The 14,563-nt window shown below is 75.7% G+C and carries 9 protein-coding genes; 6 read left to right on the top strand and 3 right to left on the bottom strand.

The genetic code is table 11. The features are described 5' to 3' along the window. Positions 1-9 precede the first annotated feature (9 nt). Positions 10-7,662, bottom strand: a complete 7,653-nt coding sequence (locus J2S66_RS13045) for a non-ribosomal peptide synthetase (RefSeq protein ID WP_310307249.1) — start codon at positions 7,660-7,662, stop codon at positions 10-12. 220 nt (positions 7,663-7,882) lie between these two features. On the opposite strand from J2S66_RS13045, the gene J2S66_RS13040 reads away from it, so the two are divergent. Genes J2S66_RS13040 through J2S66_RS13025 form a run of 4 tightly spaced genes read left to right on the top strand, consistent with a single transcriptional unit; the run spans position 7,883 to position 11,135 of the window. After that, positions 7,883-8,158: an acyl carrier protein gene (locus J2S66_RS13040; RefSeq protein ID WP_371320722.1), complete on the top strand. Its 276-nt coding sequence runs from the start codon at positions 7,883-7,885 to the stop codon at positions 8,156-8,158. Between the two features lie 6 nt (positions 8,159-8,164). After that, positions 8,165-9,247: an acyl-CoA dehydrogenase family protein gene (locus J2S66_RS13035; RefSeq protein WP_310307248.1), complete on the top strand. Its 1,083-nt coding sequence runs from the start codon at positions 8,165-8,167 to the stop codon at positions 9,245-9,247. Then, positions 9,244-10,296: an HAD-IIIC family phosphatase gene (locus J2S66_RS13030; protein ID WP_310307247.1), complete on the top strand. Its 1,053-nt coding sequence runs from the start codon at positions 9,244-9,246 to the stop codon at positions 10,294-10,296. Before J2S66_RS13035 ends, J2S66_RS13030 begins: the two co-directional genes overlap by 4 nt. Beyond that, positions 10,293-11,135: a 3-hydroxyacyl-CoA dehydrogenase family protein gene (locus J2S66_RS13025; protein ID WP_310307246.1), complete on the top strand. Its 843-nt coding sequence runs from the start codon at positions 10,293-10,295 to the stop codon at positions 11,133-11,135. Before J2S66_RS13030 ends, J2S66_RS13025 begins: the two co-directional genes overlap by 4 nt. Positions 11,136-11,477: 342 nt before the next feature. Here J2S66_RS13025 and J2S66_RS13020 read toward each other — a convergent pair whose 3' ends face one another. Further along, on the bottom strand, positions 11,478-12,413 hold the full coding sequence (locus J2S66_RS13020) for an AfsR/SARP family transcriptional regulator (protein WP_310307244.1): 936 nt from the start codon (positions 12,411-12,413) through the stop codon (positions 11,478-11,480). A 728-nt stretch (positions 12,414-13,141) separates the two neighbouring features. Here J2S66_RS13020 and J2S66_RS13015 point away from each other — a divergent pair. Together J2S66_RS13015 and J2S66_RS13010 are read left to right on the top strand one after the other, a co-directional pair. After that, positions 13,142-13,618, top strand: a complete 477-nt coding sequence (locus tag J2S66_RS13015; RefSeq protein ID WP_310307242.1) for a hypothetical protein — start codon at positions 13,142-13,144, stop codon at positions 13,616-13,618. Further along, a complete protein-coding gene (locus J2S66_RS13010) occupies positions 13,611-14,291 on the top strand; it encodes a DUF6239 family natural product biosynthesis protein (RefSeq protein ID WP_310307241.1) in 681 nt (226 codons plus the stop codon). The genes J2S66_RS13015 and J2S66_RS13010 overlap by 8 nt, the downstream gene beginning before the upstream one ends. Before the next feature lie 70 nt (positions 14,292-14,361). On the opposite strand, the gene J2S66_RS13005 is transcribed toward J2S66_RS13010, so the two are convergent. Continuing rightward, positions 14,362-14,556: a hypothetical protein gene (locus J2S66_RS13005; RefSeq protein ID WP_310307240.1), complete on the bottom strand. Its 195-nt coding sequence runs from the start codon at positions 14,554-14,556 to the stop codon at positions 14,362-14,364. Positions 14,557-14,563 lie beyond the last annotated feature (7 nt).

Here is a 14,563-nt window from a genome sequence, read left to right as displayed (position 1 = left end):
CCTCCCTCGTCACAGCTGGTAGTCCCGCGCCCCGGCGTCCTCGGCGGCGGTGTGCCCGAGCGCCGCCGCGAGCCCGCCGACCGTCGGGTGGTCGAACAGCGCCCTGGGCGCCACCGCGCGCCCGAAGACCTGCGCGAGCCGGGCGGCGACCCGGATGGCGAGCACGGAGTCGCCGCCCAGCGCGAAGAAGTCGTCCGCGCGCCCGACCCGGTCCACCGCCAGCACGTTGCCCAGCACCTCCGCCACCGCCCGCTCGCCCGGTGTGGCCGGCGGCGCGAACTCCACCGGGACCGTCCGGACGGGCGCCGGCGGGACGGGGGCGTCGTCGACCGGCAGGTCCGCCGTGCCCGGCAGGTCCGCCGGGTCCACCACGCCCGCCAAGCCCACCAGCAGCGCCGCGAACTCGTCGGCCAGGCCGGCGGCGGTGCCCGGGTCGAACAGGTCGGGGTCGTAGCCGAGCCGGACCGACAGCGGCTCGGCGTCGCGCACCACCAGGTGCAGCGGGTAGTTGGTGTTCTCCACCGCCTCGACCTCGACCCGCGCGACGTCGTGGTCCAGCGGGTAGTTCTCCACCACCACGACGCTGTCGAACAGCCGCGTCCCGGCGGGCAGCCCGGCCCACCGCCGCACGTCGGTCAGCGCGGAGTGCTCGGCCGGGCGGCCGGCGGCCTGCGCACGGGCCAGCCAGCCGGGCACGTCCGCGGTGTCGACGCGCAGCCGCACCGGCACGGTGTTGATCATCATGCCGATGACGGTGTCCGCGCCGGGCAGGTCCGGGGTCCGCCCGGACACCACCAGGCCGAAGCACACGTCGCGCGTGCCGCCGTGCCGGGCCAGCAGCAGCGCCCACGCGCCCTGCACGACCGTGCCCAGCGTGAGCCGGTTGCGCCGGGCGAACGACCGCACGCGGGCGGACGCCTCCGCGGGCAGCGCGACGTCGCACGCGGCGGACGAGCACGACAGGTGCGCGCCGTCCGGCGGCCGGTCGAAGGGCAGCGCGGTCGCCCCGCGGAACCCGGCGAGCGCGGCCCGCCAGTGCTCCTCCGCCGGGGCCCGGTCCAGCACGCGGGCCACGTGGTCGCGGAACGGCCGCCGCGCCCGCGGCGCGCCCAGCACCTCCGACAGCACCTGGAACGCGCTCCAGCCGTCGAGCAGCACGTGGTGGAACGTCCACAGCACGCGGACCTCGCGCTCCCCGGTGCGCACGAGGGCCACCCGGCTCAGCGACTCCGCCGCCGGGTCGAGCCCGGTCGCCCGGTCGCGCGCCAGCAGGCGCCGCCACCGCTCCTCGTCGGCCGCGCCGCGCCAGTCGTGGTGGGTGATCGGCACGTCGACGGACCGGCGCACGGCCTGCACCGGCTCGCGCAACCCCTCCCACACCAGGGTGGTGCGCAGGGCGGGGACCGCGTCGACCACCCGCCGCCACGCCCGCTCCAGGTCGGCCGGGTCGGTGTCGCGCACGGTCAGGTGCAGCTGCTCCACGTACGCGCCGGGCCGGGACAGGGAGTGGAACAGCATCCCGCCCTGCGCCGGGGTCAGCGGGTACACGTCCTCGACCGAGCGGCCGTCGCCCGCGACCCGGTCCAGCTCCGCCTGGTCCAGGCGCGCCAGCGGGAAGTCCGACGGCGTGGCGCCGCCCGCGCCGGGGCCGGCGCAGTGCGCGGCGATTTCCCGCAGCGCGCCCACCACCTCCTCGGCGAGCCGCGCCACCACCGGCGTGGCGTGCGCGTCCGGCGCGTGCACCCAGTCGAACTCCAGTTCGCCGTCGGCGGTGACGGCGGCCGTGACGTCCAGGCGCGGCGCGGTCGTCGGCGGCTTGGCCAACCGGATGCCGCCGCGGACCCGCGCGAACGCGGTGTCGAAGCGGCCCAGGTAGTTCACCCGCGCCAGCGGCCGGTGGGTGGCGGGGTGCGTCGTGGTCAGCCACCGCAGCGCCCCGTGGGCCAGGCCGTGGCGGTGGGCGACGCGCAGCTGCTCCTTGACGGCCTTCACCGCCGCGCCCCACCCGTCCGCCCCGGTCAGGTCGGCGGTGAACGGGAACAGGGTGGTGAACCAGCCGACCGTGCGGGACAGGTCCACCCCGGCGAACAGCTCCTCCCGGCCGTGTCCCTCCAGCTCCAGCGGCACGCGATCCAGCCCGCTCCACCGGGACAGCACCCGCCCCACCGCGGCCACCACCACGTCCTCGGCCCCGGCGCGGTAGGCGGCCGACGCGCCGCGCAGCAGCGCCGCCGTGTCCGGCGCGGGCAGCCGGGCGGTCACCACGTGCTCGGGCAGCTCCGGCCCGTCCTCGCCCGCGTCGGCGGTGACGGCCCGCGCCCAGTGCGCCAGGTGGTCGGCGAAACCGCCGGCCTCGGCGTGCTCGCGCAACCGCAGCGCCCACTCGCGGAACGACGTGGTCTTCGCGCCCAGGTCGACCGCGCGACCGGCCCTGGCCTGCTCGTAGCCGGTGTCCAGGTCCTCCAGCAGCACCCGCCACGACACGCCGTCCACGACCAGGTGGTGCGCCAGCAGCACCAGCCCGGTGGCCGTCAGGACGGCCCGGAACAGCGGTCCGCCGGCCAGTGGCGTCCGCAGGTCGGCCACGCACCGCTCGGCCGGTTCGGCGCTGGTGGTGAAGACCTCGCGCGGGTCCTCCCCGGGCACGTGCTGCCGCCACTGCCCGTCGACCCGCTCGAACCGGGCGCGCAGCACGTCGTGGTGCGCGGGCAGGGCCTCGACCGCGGCGCGCAGGGCGGCGACGTCCACGTCCGGGTCGAGGTCGACCACCACCCACTGGGCGAAGTGCCCGGGCGCGGCGGACGTGGTCAGGAACCAGCGCTGGACCGGGGTGGGCGGGACCGGTCCGGTGGCCGGCTCGCGCGCGGCGGGGGAGTCCTGCCCGGGGGAGTCGTGACCGGTGGTGGCGTGCGCGGCGACCCCGGCGAGCGTCTGGTGCAGGAACACGTCGCGCGGCGTCACCCGCACGCCCAGCTCGCGCGCCCGGGACACCACCTGGATGCTGAGGATGGAGTCGCCGCCGAGGGCGAAGAAGTTGTCGTCCGCGCCGACCCGCTCGACGCCCAGCACCTCCGCCCACACCCGCGCGAGCACCTGCTCGTGCGGCCCGGTCGGCGGCACGTGCGCCCGGGTGGACCGCGGGCGCGGCGGCGGCAGGGCGCGGCGGTCGACCTTGCCGCTGACCGCGAGCGGCAACGCCGCCAGGAGCACGAACGCGCCGGGCACGAGGTGGGCCGGCAGGGTCGAGGCCAGGAAGGCGCGCAGCTCGTCGGCGGTGGCACCCGCGACGACGTAGGCGACGAGCTGCTTGTGGCCGGGCACGTGCTCGTGCGGCACGACGACGGCCTCGGTGACGTCCGGGTGGCGGCGCAGCGCCGCCTCGACCTCGCCCGGTTCCACCCGGAAGCCGCGGATCTTGACCTGGTCGTCGGAGCGGCCCAGGAACTCCAGCACCCCGTCGGCGGTCCAGCGCGCCAGGTCGCCGGTGCGGTACAGCCGGGTGCCCCGCCCGAACGGGTCGGGCACGAACCGCCGCGCCGTCGACCCGGGGTGGCCCAGGTAGCCGCGCGCCAGGCCCGTGCCGCCGATGTGCAGCTGTCCGGGCGTACCGACCGGCACCGGGGCGAGGTCGTCGTCCAGCACGTAGCACCGGGTGCCGGTGATCGGCCGCCCGATCGGCAGCGGCGCGCCCGGGAGGACCGACGGCGGCACGACGTGCGCGGCGGCGAACGTGGTGCCCTCGGTGGGGCCGTAGCCGTTCACGATCCGCAGGTCCGGCACGTGCCGCAGCACGGCGGCGCAGTGCTGGGGCGAGATCACGTCGCCGCCGCAGCCGAGCTGGCGCAGGCCGGTGAACGCGCCGGGGTCGGCGGCGGCGATCTCGTGGAACAGGCCCGCGGTCAGCCACAGCACGGTGACGCCGTGCTCCGCGGTGAACCCGCGCAGGTCGTCGGGCGAGAGCAGGGTCCGCGAGCACACCGCCAGCCGCGCGCCGGACAGCAGCGCCGCCCAGATCTCGAACGTGGAGGCGTCGAACGACAGCGTGGAGCACTGCGCCACCACGTCCTCCGGGCCGATCGGGAACGGGTCGCCCTCGGCGAGGCGGGCGACCGACCGGTGCTCGACCAGCACGCCCTTGGGGCGGCCGGTGGAGCCGGAGGTGAACATGACGTACGCGGCGGTGCGCGGCGCGACCACGACCGGCGGGGCGTGCGCCGGGCCGGTCGCGGGCGCGGTCGGGTCCGCGGTTGTGGTCCCGGCGGGCAGCCGGTCGCGCAGGTCGGCGGGCACGAGCACCAGGGACGTCCCGGAGTCGGCGATCATGTCGGCCAGCCGGGACGGCGGGTAGCCGGGGTCCAGCGGCACGAACGCCGCGCCGGCCTTGAGGACGCCCAGCAGCGCGACGACGGCGGGCAGGCCGCGCGGCGCGCACAACCCGATCCGGTCCTCCGGCCGCACGCCCCGGGCCAGCAGGTCGTGGGCCAGCCGGTTCGCCGCGGCGTCCAGCTCGCGGTAGGTCAGGGACGCGCCGTCGCAGGTGACCGCGACCGCGTCCGGCCGCTGCGCGACGCGCTCGGCGAACCGGCCGGTCACCGTGCGGTCCGGGCTCGGCGCGCCGGGGGGCCAGTCGTGCAGCACGCGCCGCCGCTCGTCCGCGGCGAGCAGCGGCAGCCGGGACAGCGGCCGGTGCGGGTCGGCGGCGACGCCCGCCAGCAGCACCAGGAGGTGGTCGACGTGCCGGGCGGTCGTGGCCTCGTCGAACAGGTCCGTGCGGTACTCCGCGGCCAGGTGCAGGCCGTCGTCGTCGCGGGTGAACTCCAGCGCCAGGTCGAACACCGCGGAGCGGCGCGGCGGGTCGAACGCCGACACCTCCAGGCCGGCCATGGCCGGGGCGCCGGACGGGGTGTTGTGCAGCGCCACGACGACCTGCACGAGCGGCGAGCGCCCGGCGTCGCGCTCGGGCTGGAGCAGTTCCACGAGGCGGTGGAACGGGACCTCGTCGTGGTCGAGCGCGTCCCGCACGGTCGCCCTGACCTCGCCGAGGAAGTCGACGAAGGTCTGCGCGGGGTCGACCCGCGAGCGGAGCACGACGGTGTTGACGAAGAACCCGACGAGACCGGCCAGGTCGGGGTGGTCGCGGCCGGAGGTGACCGTGCCGACGGCGACGTCGCGCTGCCCGGTCGTGCGGGCCAGGAACGCCTGGCTCACCGCGACGAGGGTGGTGAACAGCGTCGCGCCCCGGGAGCGGCCCAGCTCGGCCAGCGCCGCCGCCGCGGCGGGCGGCACGGTGCGGTGGTGCGTCGCGCCCGCCGTGGTGCGCACCGCCGGGCGCGGCCGGTCGGTGGGCAGGTCCAGCACCGCCATCCCGGCCAGCCGCCGCTCCCAGTGCGCGAGCTGGGCGTCCAGCACCGCGCCGGTCGACCGGGCGCGCTGCCGGACGGCGAAGTCGGTGTAGCGCAGCGGCAGCGGCGGCAGGTCGGGCGCCGCGCCGTGGACGGCGGCGGTGTAGCACCGGCCCAGCTCCTCGGCCAGCACACCCGTCGACCAGCCGTCGGTGACGATGTGGTGCACGCACAGCACGAGCAGGTGCTCGTCCTCCGCGACCGCGACCAGCGCGGCCCGCAACAGCGGCCCGGCGCGCAGGTCGAACGGCCGGTCCACGAAGTCGGCGAGCCCGGCCTCGTCCACCTGCTCCGGCTCGACCGGGCGGGGCGGCCCGACGACCTGCGTGCCGCGGCCGTCGACGGTGTGGAAGGTGGTGCGCAGCTGCTCGTGCCGGGCGACCAGCGCGCTCAGCGCGGCGCCCAGGGCGTGCCGGTCGAGCCGGCCGCGCAGCCGGAAGCCCGACGTGGTGGTGTACTCCGCGCCGCCGGGCGCGAACTCGTCCAGGAACCACAGGCGTTCCTGGGCGAGCGACAGCGGCGCGGCGGCGTCGCGGGGCGCCTCCGGCGCGTCGGGTCCGGCGTGGGCCCCGGACAGGTGCGCGGCCAGCGCCTCGACCGTGCCGAGCGCGAACACCCGCCGCGCGGACAGGTCGCGGCCCAGTCCGGCCGCGACCCGCATGGCCAGGACGGAGTCGCCGCCCAGCGCCACGAAGTCGTCCAGCACCCCGACGCGCTCGACGCCCAGCACGTCCCGCCACACGGCGGCGACCCGCTCCTCGTCCGGCGTCCGCGGCGCGACCACCGGCCCGGCGGGGCGCGGTCCGGGCAGCGCGCGCCGGTCGACCTTGCCGTTGGCGGTGAGGGGCAGCGCCTCCAGCGGCACCACCGCCGACGGCACCGCCTGGGCGGGCAGGAGGTCCGCGACGAACGACCGCAGCGCCTCGGGCGGGCAGTCCGCCACCACGTAGGCGACGAGCCCCGTGCCGCGCGGGACCACGGCCGCGGCGGTCACGTCCGGGTGCCGCAGCAGGGTGGCCTCGACCTCGCGCGGGTCGACGCGCACGCCGCGCACCTTGACGTGCCCGCCGACCCGGCCGAGGTGGTCGAGCAGGCCGTCCGGGCGGCGGCGCACCAGGTCGCCGGTGCGGTACATCCGGCCGCCCGGCGGGCCGTGCGGGTCGGCGACGAACGACGCGGCGGTCAGCCCGGGCCGGCCGAGGTAGCCGCGGGCCACGCCGGGGCCGGCGAGGTACAGCTCGCCCTCGTCGGCCGGGCGCAGGTCGGCGTCCAGCACGTGCGCGCGGGCGCCCGCGACCGGGCGGCCCAGCACGGCGCGGTCGACGTCGGTCACCGGGCACAGCAGGCTCTCGACCGCGACCTCGGTCGTGCCGTAGGCGTTGTGGGCCTCGACGCCCGCCGCGACGAGGCGCGCGCACAGGTCCGGGTCGACCGGCTCGCCGCCGGTGACCACCGTCCCGGGTCGGACGGGGCCGTCGAGCAGCCCGGCGCGCAGCAGTTCGCGCAACCGCGACGGGGTCTCGTCCACCACGTCGATCCCGGCGGCCACGAGGTGCGCGACCAGCGCCCGCGGGTCGGCGAGGGTGTCGTCGTCGACCACGTGCAGCTCGTGGCCGGCCAGCATCCACAGCAGCGGCAGCCACATCGCGTCGAAGCCGAGACCGGCGGTGTGCGCGACCTTGCGGCGGGTGGGCGAGGCGAACAGGCCGCGCGCGTGGTGGGCGTGCAGCGCGAGCAGGCCGCGGTGGGTGGCCAGCACGCCGTGGGGGCGGCCGGTGGAGCCGGAGGTGTGCAGCACGTAGGCGAGGTGGTCGGGCGTGACGCGGGGTGGGGGAGCGGGGGGTGGCGGGTGGTCGTCCTCGACGAGCACGGCCCGTGCCGCGGGGGTGCGGCCCGTGGGGAGCCGGTGCGCGAGCCGCCGCCGGGTGAGCACGACCGCCGCGCCGGCGTCCGCGAGCAGTTCGGCCAGCCGGGCGTCGGGGAGGTCGGTGGTCAGCGGCAGGACCGCGCCGCCGGCGCGGAGGATCGCCAGGACGCCCGCCACCGCGTCCACGCCGCGTTCGAGGAACAGGCCCACCGGCTCCTCGGGGCGCACGCCCCGGGCCAGCAGGCCCCCGGCCACGAGGTCGACCCGCTCGGCCAGTTGGCGGAAGGTCGGCGCGTGCCGGCCGCAGACCACGGCGGTCAGGTCGGGGTCCGCGCGGACCCGGTCCGCGAAGAGGTCGTGGACGCTTCCCGCCACCACGTGCTCGACAGCCATGTGCGATTCCGCCAGTCGACTCCGGTATTGCCGATGAATGCGCCCGCCGGGTCGTCGACGTTTCCAGCGGCGTCCGTCGGGGGCAACCGCCGATCGGCCGCACCACCGCGCCCAGGTGAACCTGAGAATTATTCGGGTCGGCGTGCGAATTGCCGAAGTGTCCTCCTTCGGCACCGCCGGACCGTGTTACGTTGCTCGGGACTTCACCTGGGGAGGTCACGTGGCCAGCGGCTTCGGCACGACCGGCGATCCGGAGGCGATCGTCGGGCGCCTGCGCGCCTTCTTCGCCTCGGTGCTCCCGGAAATCGACCTGGAGCCCGATCAGGACTATTTCGCGCTCGGTCTCGTGAACTCGCTCCTCGCGCTGGAACTGGTCACCCACGTGGAAAAGGAGTTCGGCATCGAGGTGGACGTCGAGGACCTCGACCTGGACAACTTCCGGACCATGGACCGAATTGCCGCGTTCGTGCGCGGCAAGCTCGCCGCGGCGCGGTGAGCCGGGATGCCGTCGGCCGCCGGGGCGTTCGCGGAGTCGGTGCGCGCCGACGCGGCCGGGTGGGACCGGCACGGCGGCGTGCCCGACGAGGTGGTGCGGGCGGTGGCGGGAGCCGGGTTCCTGGCGCCCGACGTGCCCGCCCGCTACGGCGGCCGGGACTGGTCGCCGACCGAGGTGGGGCGGTTGTGCGAGGACTTCGGCGGGGTGTGCAGCGCGCTGCGCGCCCTGGTCACGGTGCAGGGCATGGTGGCCGCCGCGGTGCTGCGCTGGGGCGACGCCCGCCAGCGCGCCCGCTGGCTGCCCGCCCTGACCTCCGGTGAGCGGCTGGCCGGCTTCGCCGCGACCGAGGCGGGCGCGGGCAGCGACCTGGCGGCGGTGGGGACGACCCTCGACGCGGGCAGGCTGCGCGGCGGCAAGAGGTGGGTCACCTTCGGCGGCCTGGCCGACGTGTTCCTGGTCCTGGCCTCGCGGGACGGCCTGCCGGTGACCGCGCTCGTGGACGCGCGGCAGCCGGGCGTGTCGGTGGAGCCGGTGACCGGGCAGCTGGGGATGCGCGCGGCGCGGATCGCCCACGTGCGCTTCGACGACGTGCCGGTGGCCGACGTGCTCGCGCCCCCGGGGTTCGGGCTCACCCACGTGGTCGGCACCGCGCTGGACCACGGGCGGTTCACCGTGGCCTGGGGCTGCGCCGGGATGGCGCGTGCCTGCCTGGACCGCACCGTCGAGCACGTCGCGTCCCGGGCGCAGGGCGGCACGCCGCTGTCGTCCCACCAGGCCGTGCGCGCGGTGCTCGGCCGCTGCCTGGTGGAGGTCCGCGCGGCCCACCGGTTGTGCGCCCACGCCGCGGCGCTGCGCGAACAGGGCGACCCGGCGGCTCTGGCCGAGACCCTGCTGGCCAAGTACGCCGCCGCGCGGGCCGCCTCGGTCGTCGCCGAGCACTCCGTGCGGCTGCACGGCGCGGCCGGTGTCGACGCGGACAGCACCGTCGGCCGGTTCCACCGCGACGCGGCGGTCATGCGGATCATCGAAGGAGCCGACGAAGTGGCCGAGCAGCACCTCGGCGGGTACGCCCTGCGGGGCCGGCCGTGACGGGGCCCGCCGTGCCGGGGCCCCTGGTCAAGTGCCTGGTCTGGGACCTGGACGACACGCTGTGGGACGGCGTCGTGCTCGAAGGCGACCGCCCCGTGCCCCGCCCGGGGGCGGTCGCCGCGCTCAAGGCCCTGGACGAGCGCGGCGTCCTGCACGCGGTAGCCAGTCGGGGTGAGCACGCCGCGGCGCTCGCGCACCTCGCCGAGCACGGGCTGCACCGGATGTTCTGCGCGCTGGAGGTCGGGTGGGGCCCGAAGTCCGAGGCCGTGCGCCGGATCGCCGCCGAGCTGAACATCGGGCTGGACACGATCGCGTTCACCGACAACGACGCCGTGGAGCTGGCCGAGGTCGCCGCGGCGCTGCCGCAGGTCCGCTGCTACCCGGCCGAGCGGGTGGGGGAGCTGGCCGCGCTGCCGGAGTTCCGGCCCGGCCCGGTGACGCCGGAGTCGAGGCGGCGGCGCGAGGCGTACCTGACCGAACGGCGGCGCGCGGAGGCCGAGCGGGACTTCGGCGGGTCGTCGGCGCGGTTCCTGGCGTCGCTCGACCTGGAGCTGACCGTCCTGACCGCGACCGAGGCGGACCTGGAGCGCGCGCGGGAGCTGACCGCGCGCACGCACCAGCTCAACACGACCGGGCTCACCTACGACGTGGCGGAGCTGCGGGCGCTGTGCGCGTCACCGGGGCACGACGTGCTCGTGGCGCGGCTGCGGGACCGCTTCGGCGACTACGGGGCCATCGGGCTGGCCGTGGTGGCGCACGTCGGCGGGGACGCGGTGCTGGAGCTGCTGCTGATGTCGTGCCGGGTGATGTCGCGCGGGGTGGGCTCGGTGCTGCTGGGCGACATCGTGCGGGACGCGCTGGAGCGGGGGCGGCGGCCGGTGGCGCGGTTCCGGCGCACACCGGTCAACCAGGTGATGCTGGTGACGTTGCGGTTCGCCGGGTTCGAGCCGGTGGAGCGGGACGGCGACCGGATGCTGCTGGCCCGGCCGTCCCCAGAGCCGCCCGCGCCGCCCGCGCACGTGCGGCTCGTCGACGGGAGGCAGCGGTGAGGGTGGGCGTGGTGGGCGCCGGGGTCATGGGCGCGGGGGTGGCGCAGTGCTTCGCGGCGTCCGGGCACGACGTGGTCGTGGTCGACCCGGACCCGGCGGCGCTGGCCGCCGGACCGGGCCGGGTGCGCGCCGGCGTGCGGCTGCGGGCGCTGGCGGGCGGCACGCGCGTCGACCCCGCCGAGGTGTCGTCACGGCTGCGCTGGACGGCCGAGCTCGGCGAGGTGGCCGGGTGCGGTTTCGTCGTGGAGTGCGCGCCGGAGCGCGTCGCGGTGAAGGAACGGCTGTTCGCCGAGCTGGACGGCCTGTGCGCGCCGGACGCCGTGCTGGCGTCGTGCACGTCGGCGATCCCGGTGGCCGTGCTGGCGGCGGCGACCGCCCACCCGGACCGGGTGCTGGTCACCCACTTCATGAACCCCGCGCCGGTCAAGGAGGCCGTCGAGGTGGCCCGCGGCCCGCGGACGTCGGACGCGGTGCTCGCGCGCGTGGTCGACGTGCTGTCGTCGCTGGGCAAGACCGCGATCGTGGTGTCCGACGCGCCCGGGTTCGTGACCAACCGGGTGCTGATGCTGGCCGTCAACGAGGCGGTGAAGGTGGTGGCGGAGGGGACCGCGCCGGCGGCCACCGTGGACCGGGTCTTCGAGCAGTGCTTCGCCCACGCCACCGGCCCGCTCCGCACCGCCGACCTGATCGGCCTGGACACCGTCCGGGACACCCTGCTGGTGCTGCGCGACCTGCTGTCCGACCCGGCCTTCACCCCGTGCCCGCTGCTCACCGAGATGGTCGAGTCGGGGCGGCTGGGTGCGAAGTCGGGGCAGGGCTTCCACACCTGGCGGGTCTGAGGACCGGGCGCTTCCGGTCCTGTGTGGACGGCCCATGCCGGAGCACCGCCGCGCCCGGCGGGGCGGACCCGTTCGAGACCGCCCGCCCGCACCGGACACCCGACCGTTCGATCATTCCGACGCTGGATCTCAGCGCGATCCCATGGTAGGATTGATCATCCAACTCCCCCGGTCAGTGCGGTAATCAATTATTGATTGCCGAGTTCGGCCGGTTCGTTCCCGTCGTGGTGGGCACCCCGTCCGCCCACCTGTCGACGAGCCCGGTGGAGAGCACCGGGGACGGGTCTCGTCCGGCGGGCAGACGGGTTCGGGTCCCGGGCAGCGCTGTTCGACCGGTCGCGGTCACCGGAGGTGACAGGACAGGGATCTCCCCTTGACCCGTCGCCCCGGCCAACACCACCAGCAGTTGCAGGTCCGCGGTCTCGCGCGCGCCCTGCGTGGCATGCGCCGCATGGCCGGCACGATGGGGGGCGGCTCCTCCGGCACCGGTGCGGCCGCGCTGATGAGCAGCCTCTCCGCTCCGGTCGGTGGCAGGTCGAGCCGCGGCTCGCGGTTCAGGATCGACGCTTCGAGTTCCTGCACGCGCGTCCCCGGCTCGATGCCGAGTTCGCCCATCAGGACGGCCCGTGCCCGCCTGCACACCTTGAGCGCCTCGGCCTGTCGTCCCGAGCGGTACAGGGCGAGCATGAGGAATTCGTACAGCCGTTCCCGCAGCGGGTGTTCCTCGACGAGGATGGTCAGCTCGCCGATGACCTCCTCGTGCCTGCCGAGGGCGAGGTCGAGCTGGATGCGCTCCGTGACGGCGGTCAGCCGGGTGTGTTCGAGCTGGTCGGCGAAACGTCGGACCAGCTCGCTGTGCAGGTCGGCGAGTGCTCTGCCGCGCCACAGGCTGAGCGCCGTGCGGAGCGCGGCGACCGCCGAGGAGGTGCGCGAGGCGCGCACGTGCGTCCGCGCGGTTTCGACCAGTGAGGTGAACTGCTCGACGTCCAGTTCGCCCGGGTCGACCTCGAGCTGGTAGCCGGGTCTGCGGGTTTTGATGCGCATCGCCACCTTGGCGTCGAAGAAGATCTTGCGCAGCGCGGAGACGCAGATCTGGACCTGTGTTCTCGCCGTGGTCGGCGGGGTGGTGTTCCACACGGCGTCGATGAGTCGCTCGACCGGGACGACCCGGTTGGCGTTGAGCGCGAGCATGGCCAGCACGACGCGTTGCCGCGGGCCGCCGAGGTCGTATTCTCGTCCATTGCTTGTCAGGCCGACAGGGCCCAGCAGTCGCAGCACCAGTGATCCCCCAAGCGTCAGCGTTCGTTGACGCGCGACAGCGCGCACCTCAGGTGATGGCGCGCCGTTACTCCCCAGTAGTCGTCAGTTGCGCGCGGTGCGGCCAAAACTGACGCTAACCCACGGGGGACCCCCGGCTCAATGTGAGGTTCCGAAGGGAAAATCTCGCGCGTGCAACCACATCGACCTGCCGGGACCGGACGCGGGAAGGAGGCGAGAAATATCGGACAAATACCTCCGAGGTTGCCGTCCGTCGGTCGTGATCTCCATCCGCACAAAGGTTCGAGCGCACGCGGGCGCACCGGAGAACAAATCGCCGTTATGTTATCGAGTGCGCCCGGACGGCGCGCTCGCGGACCGGGAACCGGTGGTCGGGCACGGCCGGCGCGGGACAGCACGCCCGAAGGTGCAGGTGGCGGACACCGCCGGGAGCATGGGATAACAGTGTTCGGCGCGGACCGGTGCTCGTCCTCGGCTGGGCGCGGCTCGCGCCGACGGCCGACGGACGACGTGCACGACCACCGCTCACCGCCGATCGGTGGCGACGGCTCGACCCGTCGAGCCGGCAGCTCGGGGCCTCGGGCCGCGGCACGGTCCGGGGAGCGTTCCGCGACCACCTCCTGCGACAAGGAATCGACGAGATGACGGCATCTGTTGGCACGGATCGTCTACTGGGGCCGGGTGGATTGCTCAACACCCGCTACCACAAACCGGCGTTGATGGTGTATATGGTCATCGTGCTGGGCCACTGGGCCGAGCACCTCACCCAGGCTTTCCAGATCTACGCGTTGGGCTGGCCGCGACCGGAGGCCGGCGGCGTGCTCGGGCTCGCCTTCCCCGTGCTGGTCACCTCGGAGTGGCTGCACTACGTCTACGCCATCGTGATGATGGTGGCGTTCGTGATCCTGCGCCACGGTTTCACGGGCCGGTCGAGGACGTGGTGGAACGCCGCCATGTGGATCCAGGTGTGGCACCACTTCGAGCACCTGCTGCTCTTGGTCCAGGCGTTGACCGCGGCGAACCTGATGGGCGCCAAGGTGCCGACGAGCATCGCGCAGCTGGCGTTCCCGAGGGTGGAGCTGCACCTGTTCTACAACGCCGTCGTGTTCCTCCCCATGGTGGTGGCCATGGTCCTGCACATGCGGCCGCGACCGGCCGAACGGGCGCTCATGCGGTGCAGTTGCGCGGTGGGGGCCAGTGCCTGACACACCCGCGCTGGTCGTGCCCGCCGCCCTGCTCGCGCAGGGTGGCGGGCACGACCACGTGCTGTCCGTCGGGGTGAGCATCGGTCCGCTGCTGCTGCGGGTGGCCCTGCTCGCGGCGGTCTCGTTCGTCGTGGGGTTCGGCCTGGCGCGCGGGTTCCTGGCGGAGCCGGACCGGCGGTCGGTGGCCGCGGTGGTCGCGTGCGCGGGTGGCGCGGCCGTCATGGTGCTCCTGCTCTCCGGCGGCCTGAACATGTCGGAACGGCTGGTCCCGCTGCTGGTCCTGCTGCTCATCGCCCCCCTCTACCTGGTCCTCTCGCGGGACCCGCGGTTCGCGCCCGCCGTCGGCCGGGCGCGGCGGTTCGCCCCGTGGGTGTTCTGGCCGGTCGCACTCCTCGCGGCGGACCAGTTCGCGCGCGCCTGGCTGTCCGGGACGGGGCCGGAGCGCACCGCGACCCTGCTGCACACCGGTTCGGCGTTCGCGCTCGTCGCGATGAGCTGGTTCGCGGTGTCCCGCCCCCGCCGCACCGCGGGCGCGGTGGGGGCGCGGATCGGCGCCGCCGCGCTGTCGATGGTGCTCATCTGGGGCGCGGCCCAGACGATGCTGCTGCACAGCGCGGGGCCGGCGGGGGCGACCGGCCAGGCGGGCGTCGGGTTCACCGCGCCGGCGCGCTGAGGCGGAACGCCGGAGAGGCGCGGGCGGGACGATCGGCTCGTCCCGCCCGCGCCTCACGGCACCCGTGGTGTCACGCGGCCTCGGCCGGCTCCCGCGCCCGGCGCGCCCGCTCGTCGGCGGCGATGGCGGCCAGGACGTCGGCCCAGACGATCCCCGGCGCGAGGTTGTGGGCCTGGAGCGACCGCGAGGAGGCGGCGGTGTCGGTCTCCTCGTCCTGGCGGACGCCCGCCCCGTGGCGCCGGGGCAGTCTGTCGAACAGGGCCATGGCTGTC

The sequence above is a fragment of the Saccharothrix longispora genome (assembly GCF_031455225.1).
In the GTDB taxonomy this organism is placed as follows: Bacteria; Actinomycetota; Actinomycetes; order Mycobacteriales; family Pseudonocardiaceae; genus Actinosynnema; species Actinosynnema longispora.
The sequence above is the reverse complement of the archived record's forward strand: the minus strand, read 5'-3'. Positions and strand labels throughout refer to the sequence as shown.

Coding starts and splice junctions, on each gene's coding strand:
- J2S66_RS13045 (WP_310307249.1), bottom strand. CDS start 7,662: ATGGCTGTCGAGCACGTGGTGGCGGGAAGCGTCCACGACCTCTTCGCG.
- J2S66_RS13035 (WP_310307248.1), top strand. CDS start 8,165: ATGCCGTCGGCCGCCGGGGCGTTCGCGGAGTCGGTGCGCGCCGACGCG.
- J2S66_RS13015 (WP_310307242.1), top strand. CDS start 13,142: ATGGTCATCGTGCTGGGCCACTGGGCCGAGCACCTCACCCAGGCTTTC.
- J2S66_RS13005 (WP_310307240.1), bottom strand. CDS start 14,556: ATGGCCCTGTTCGACAGACTGCCCCGGCGCCACGGGGCGGGCGTCCGC.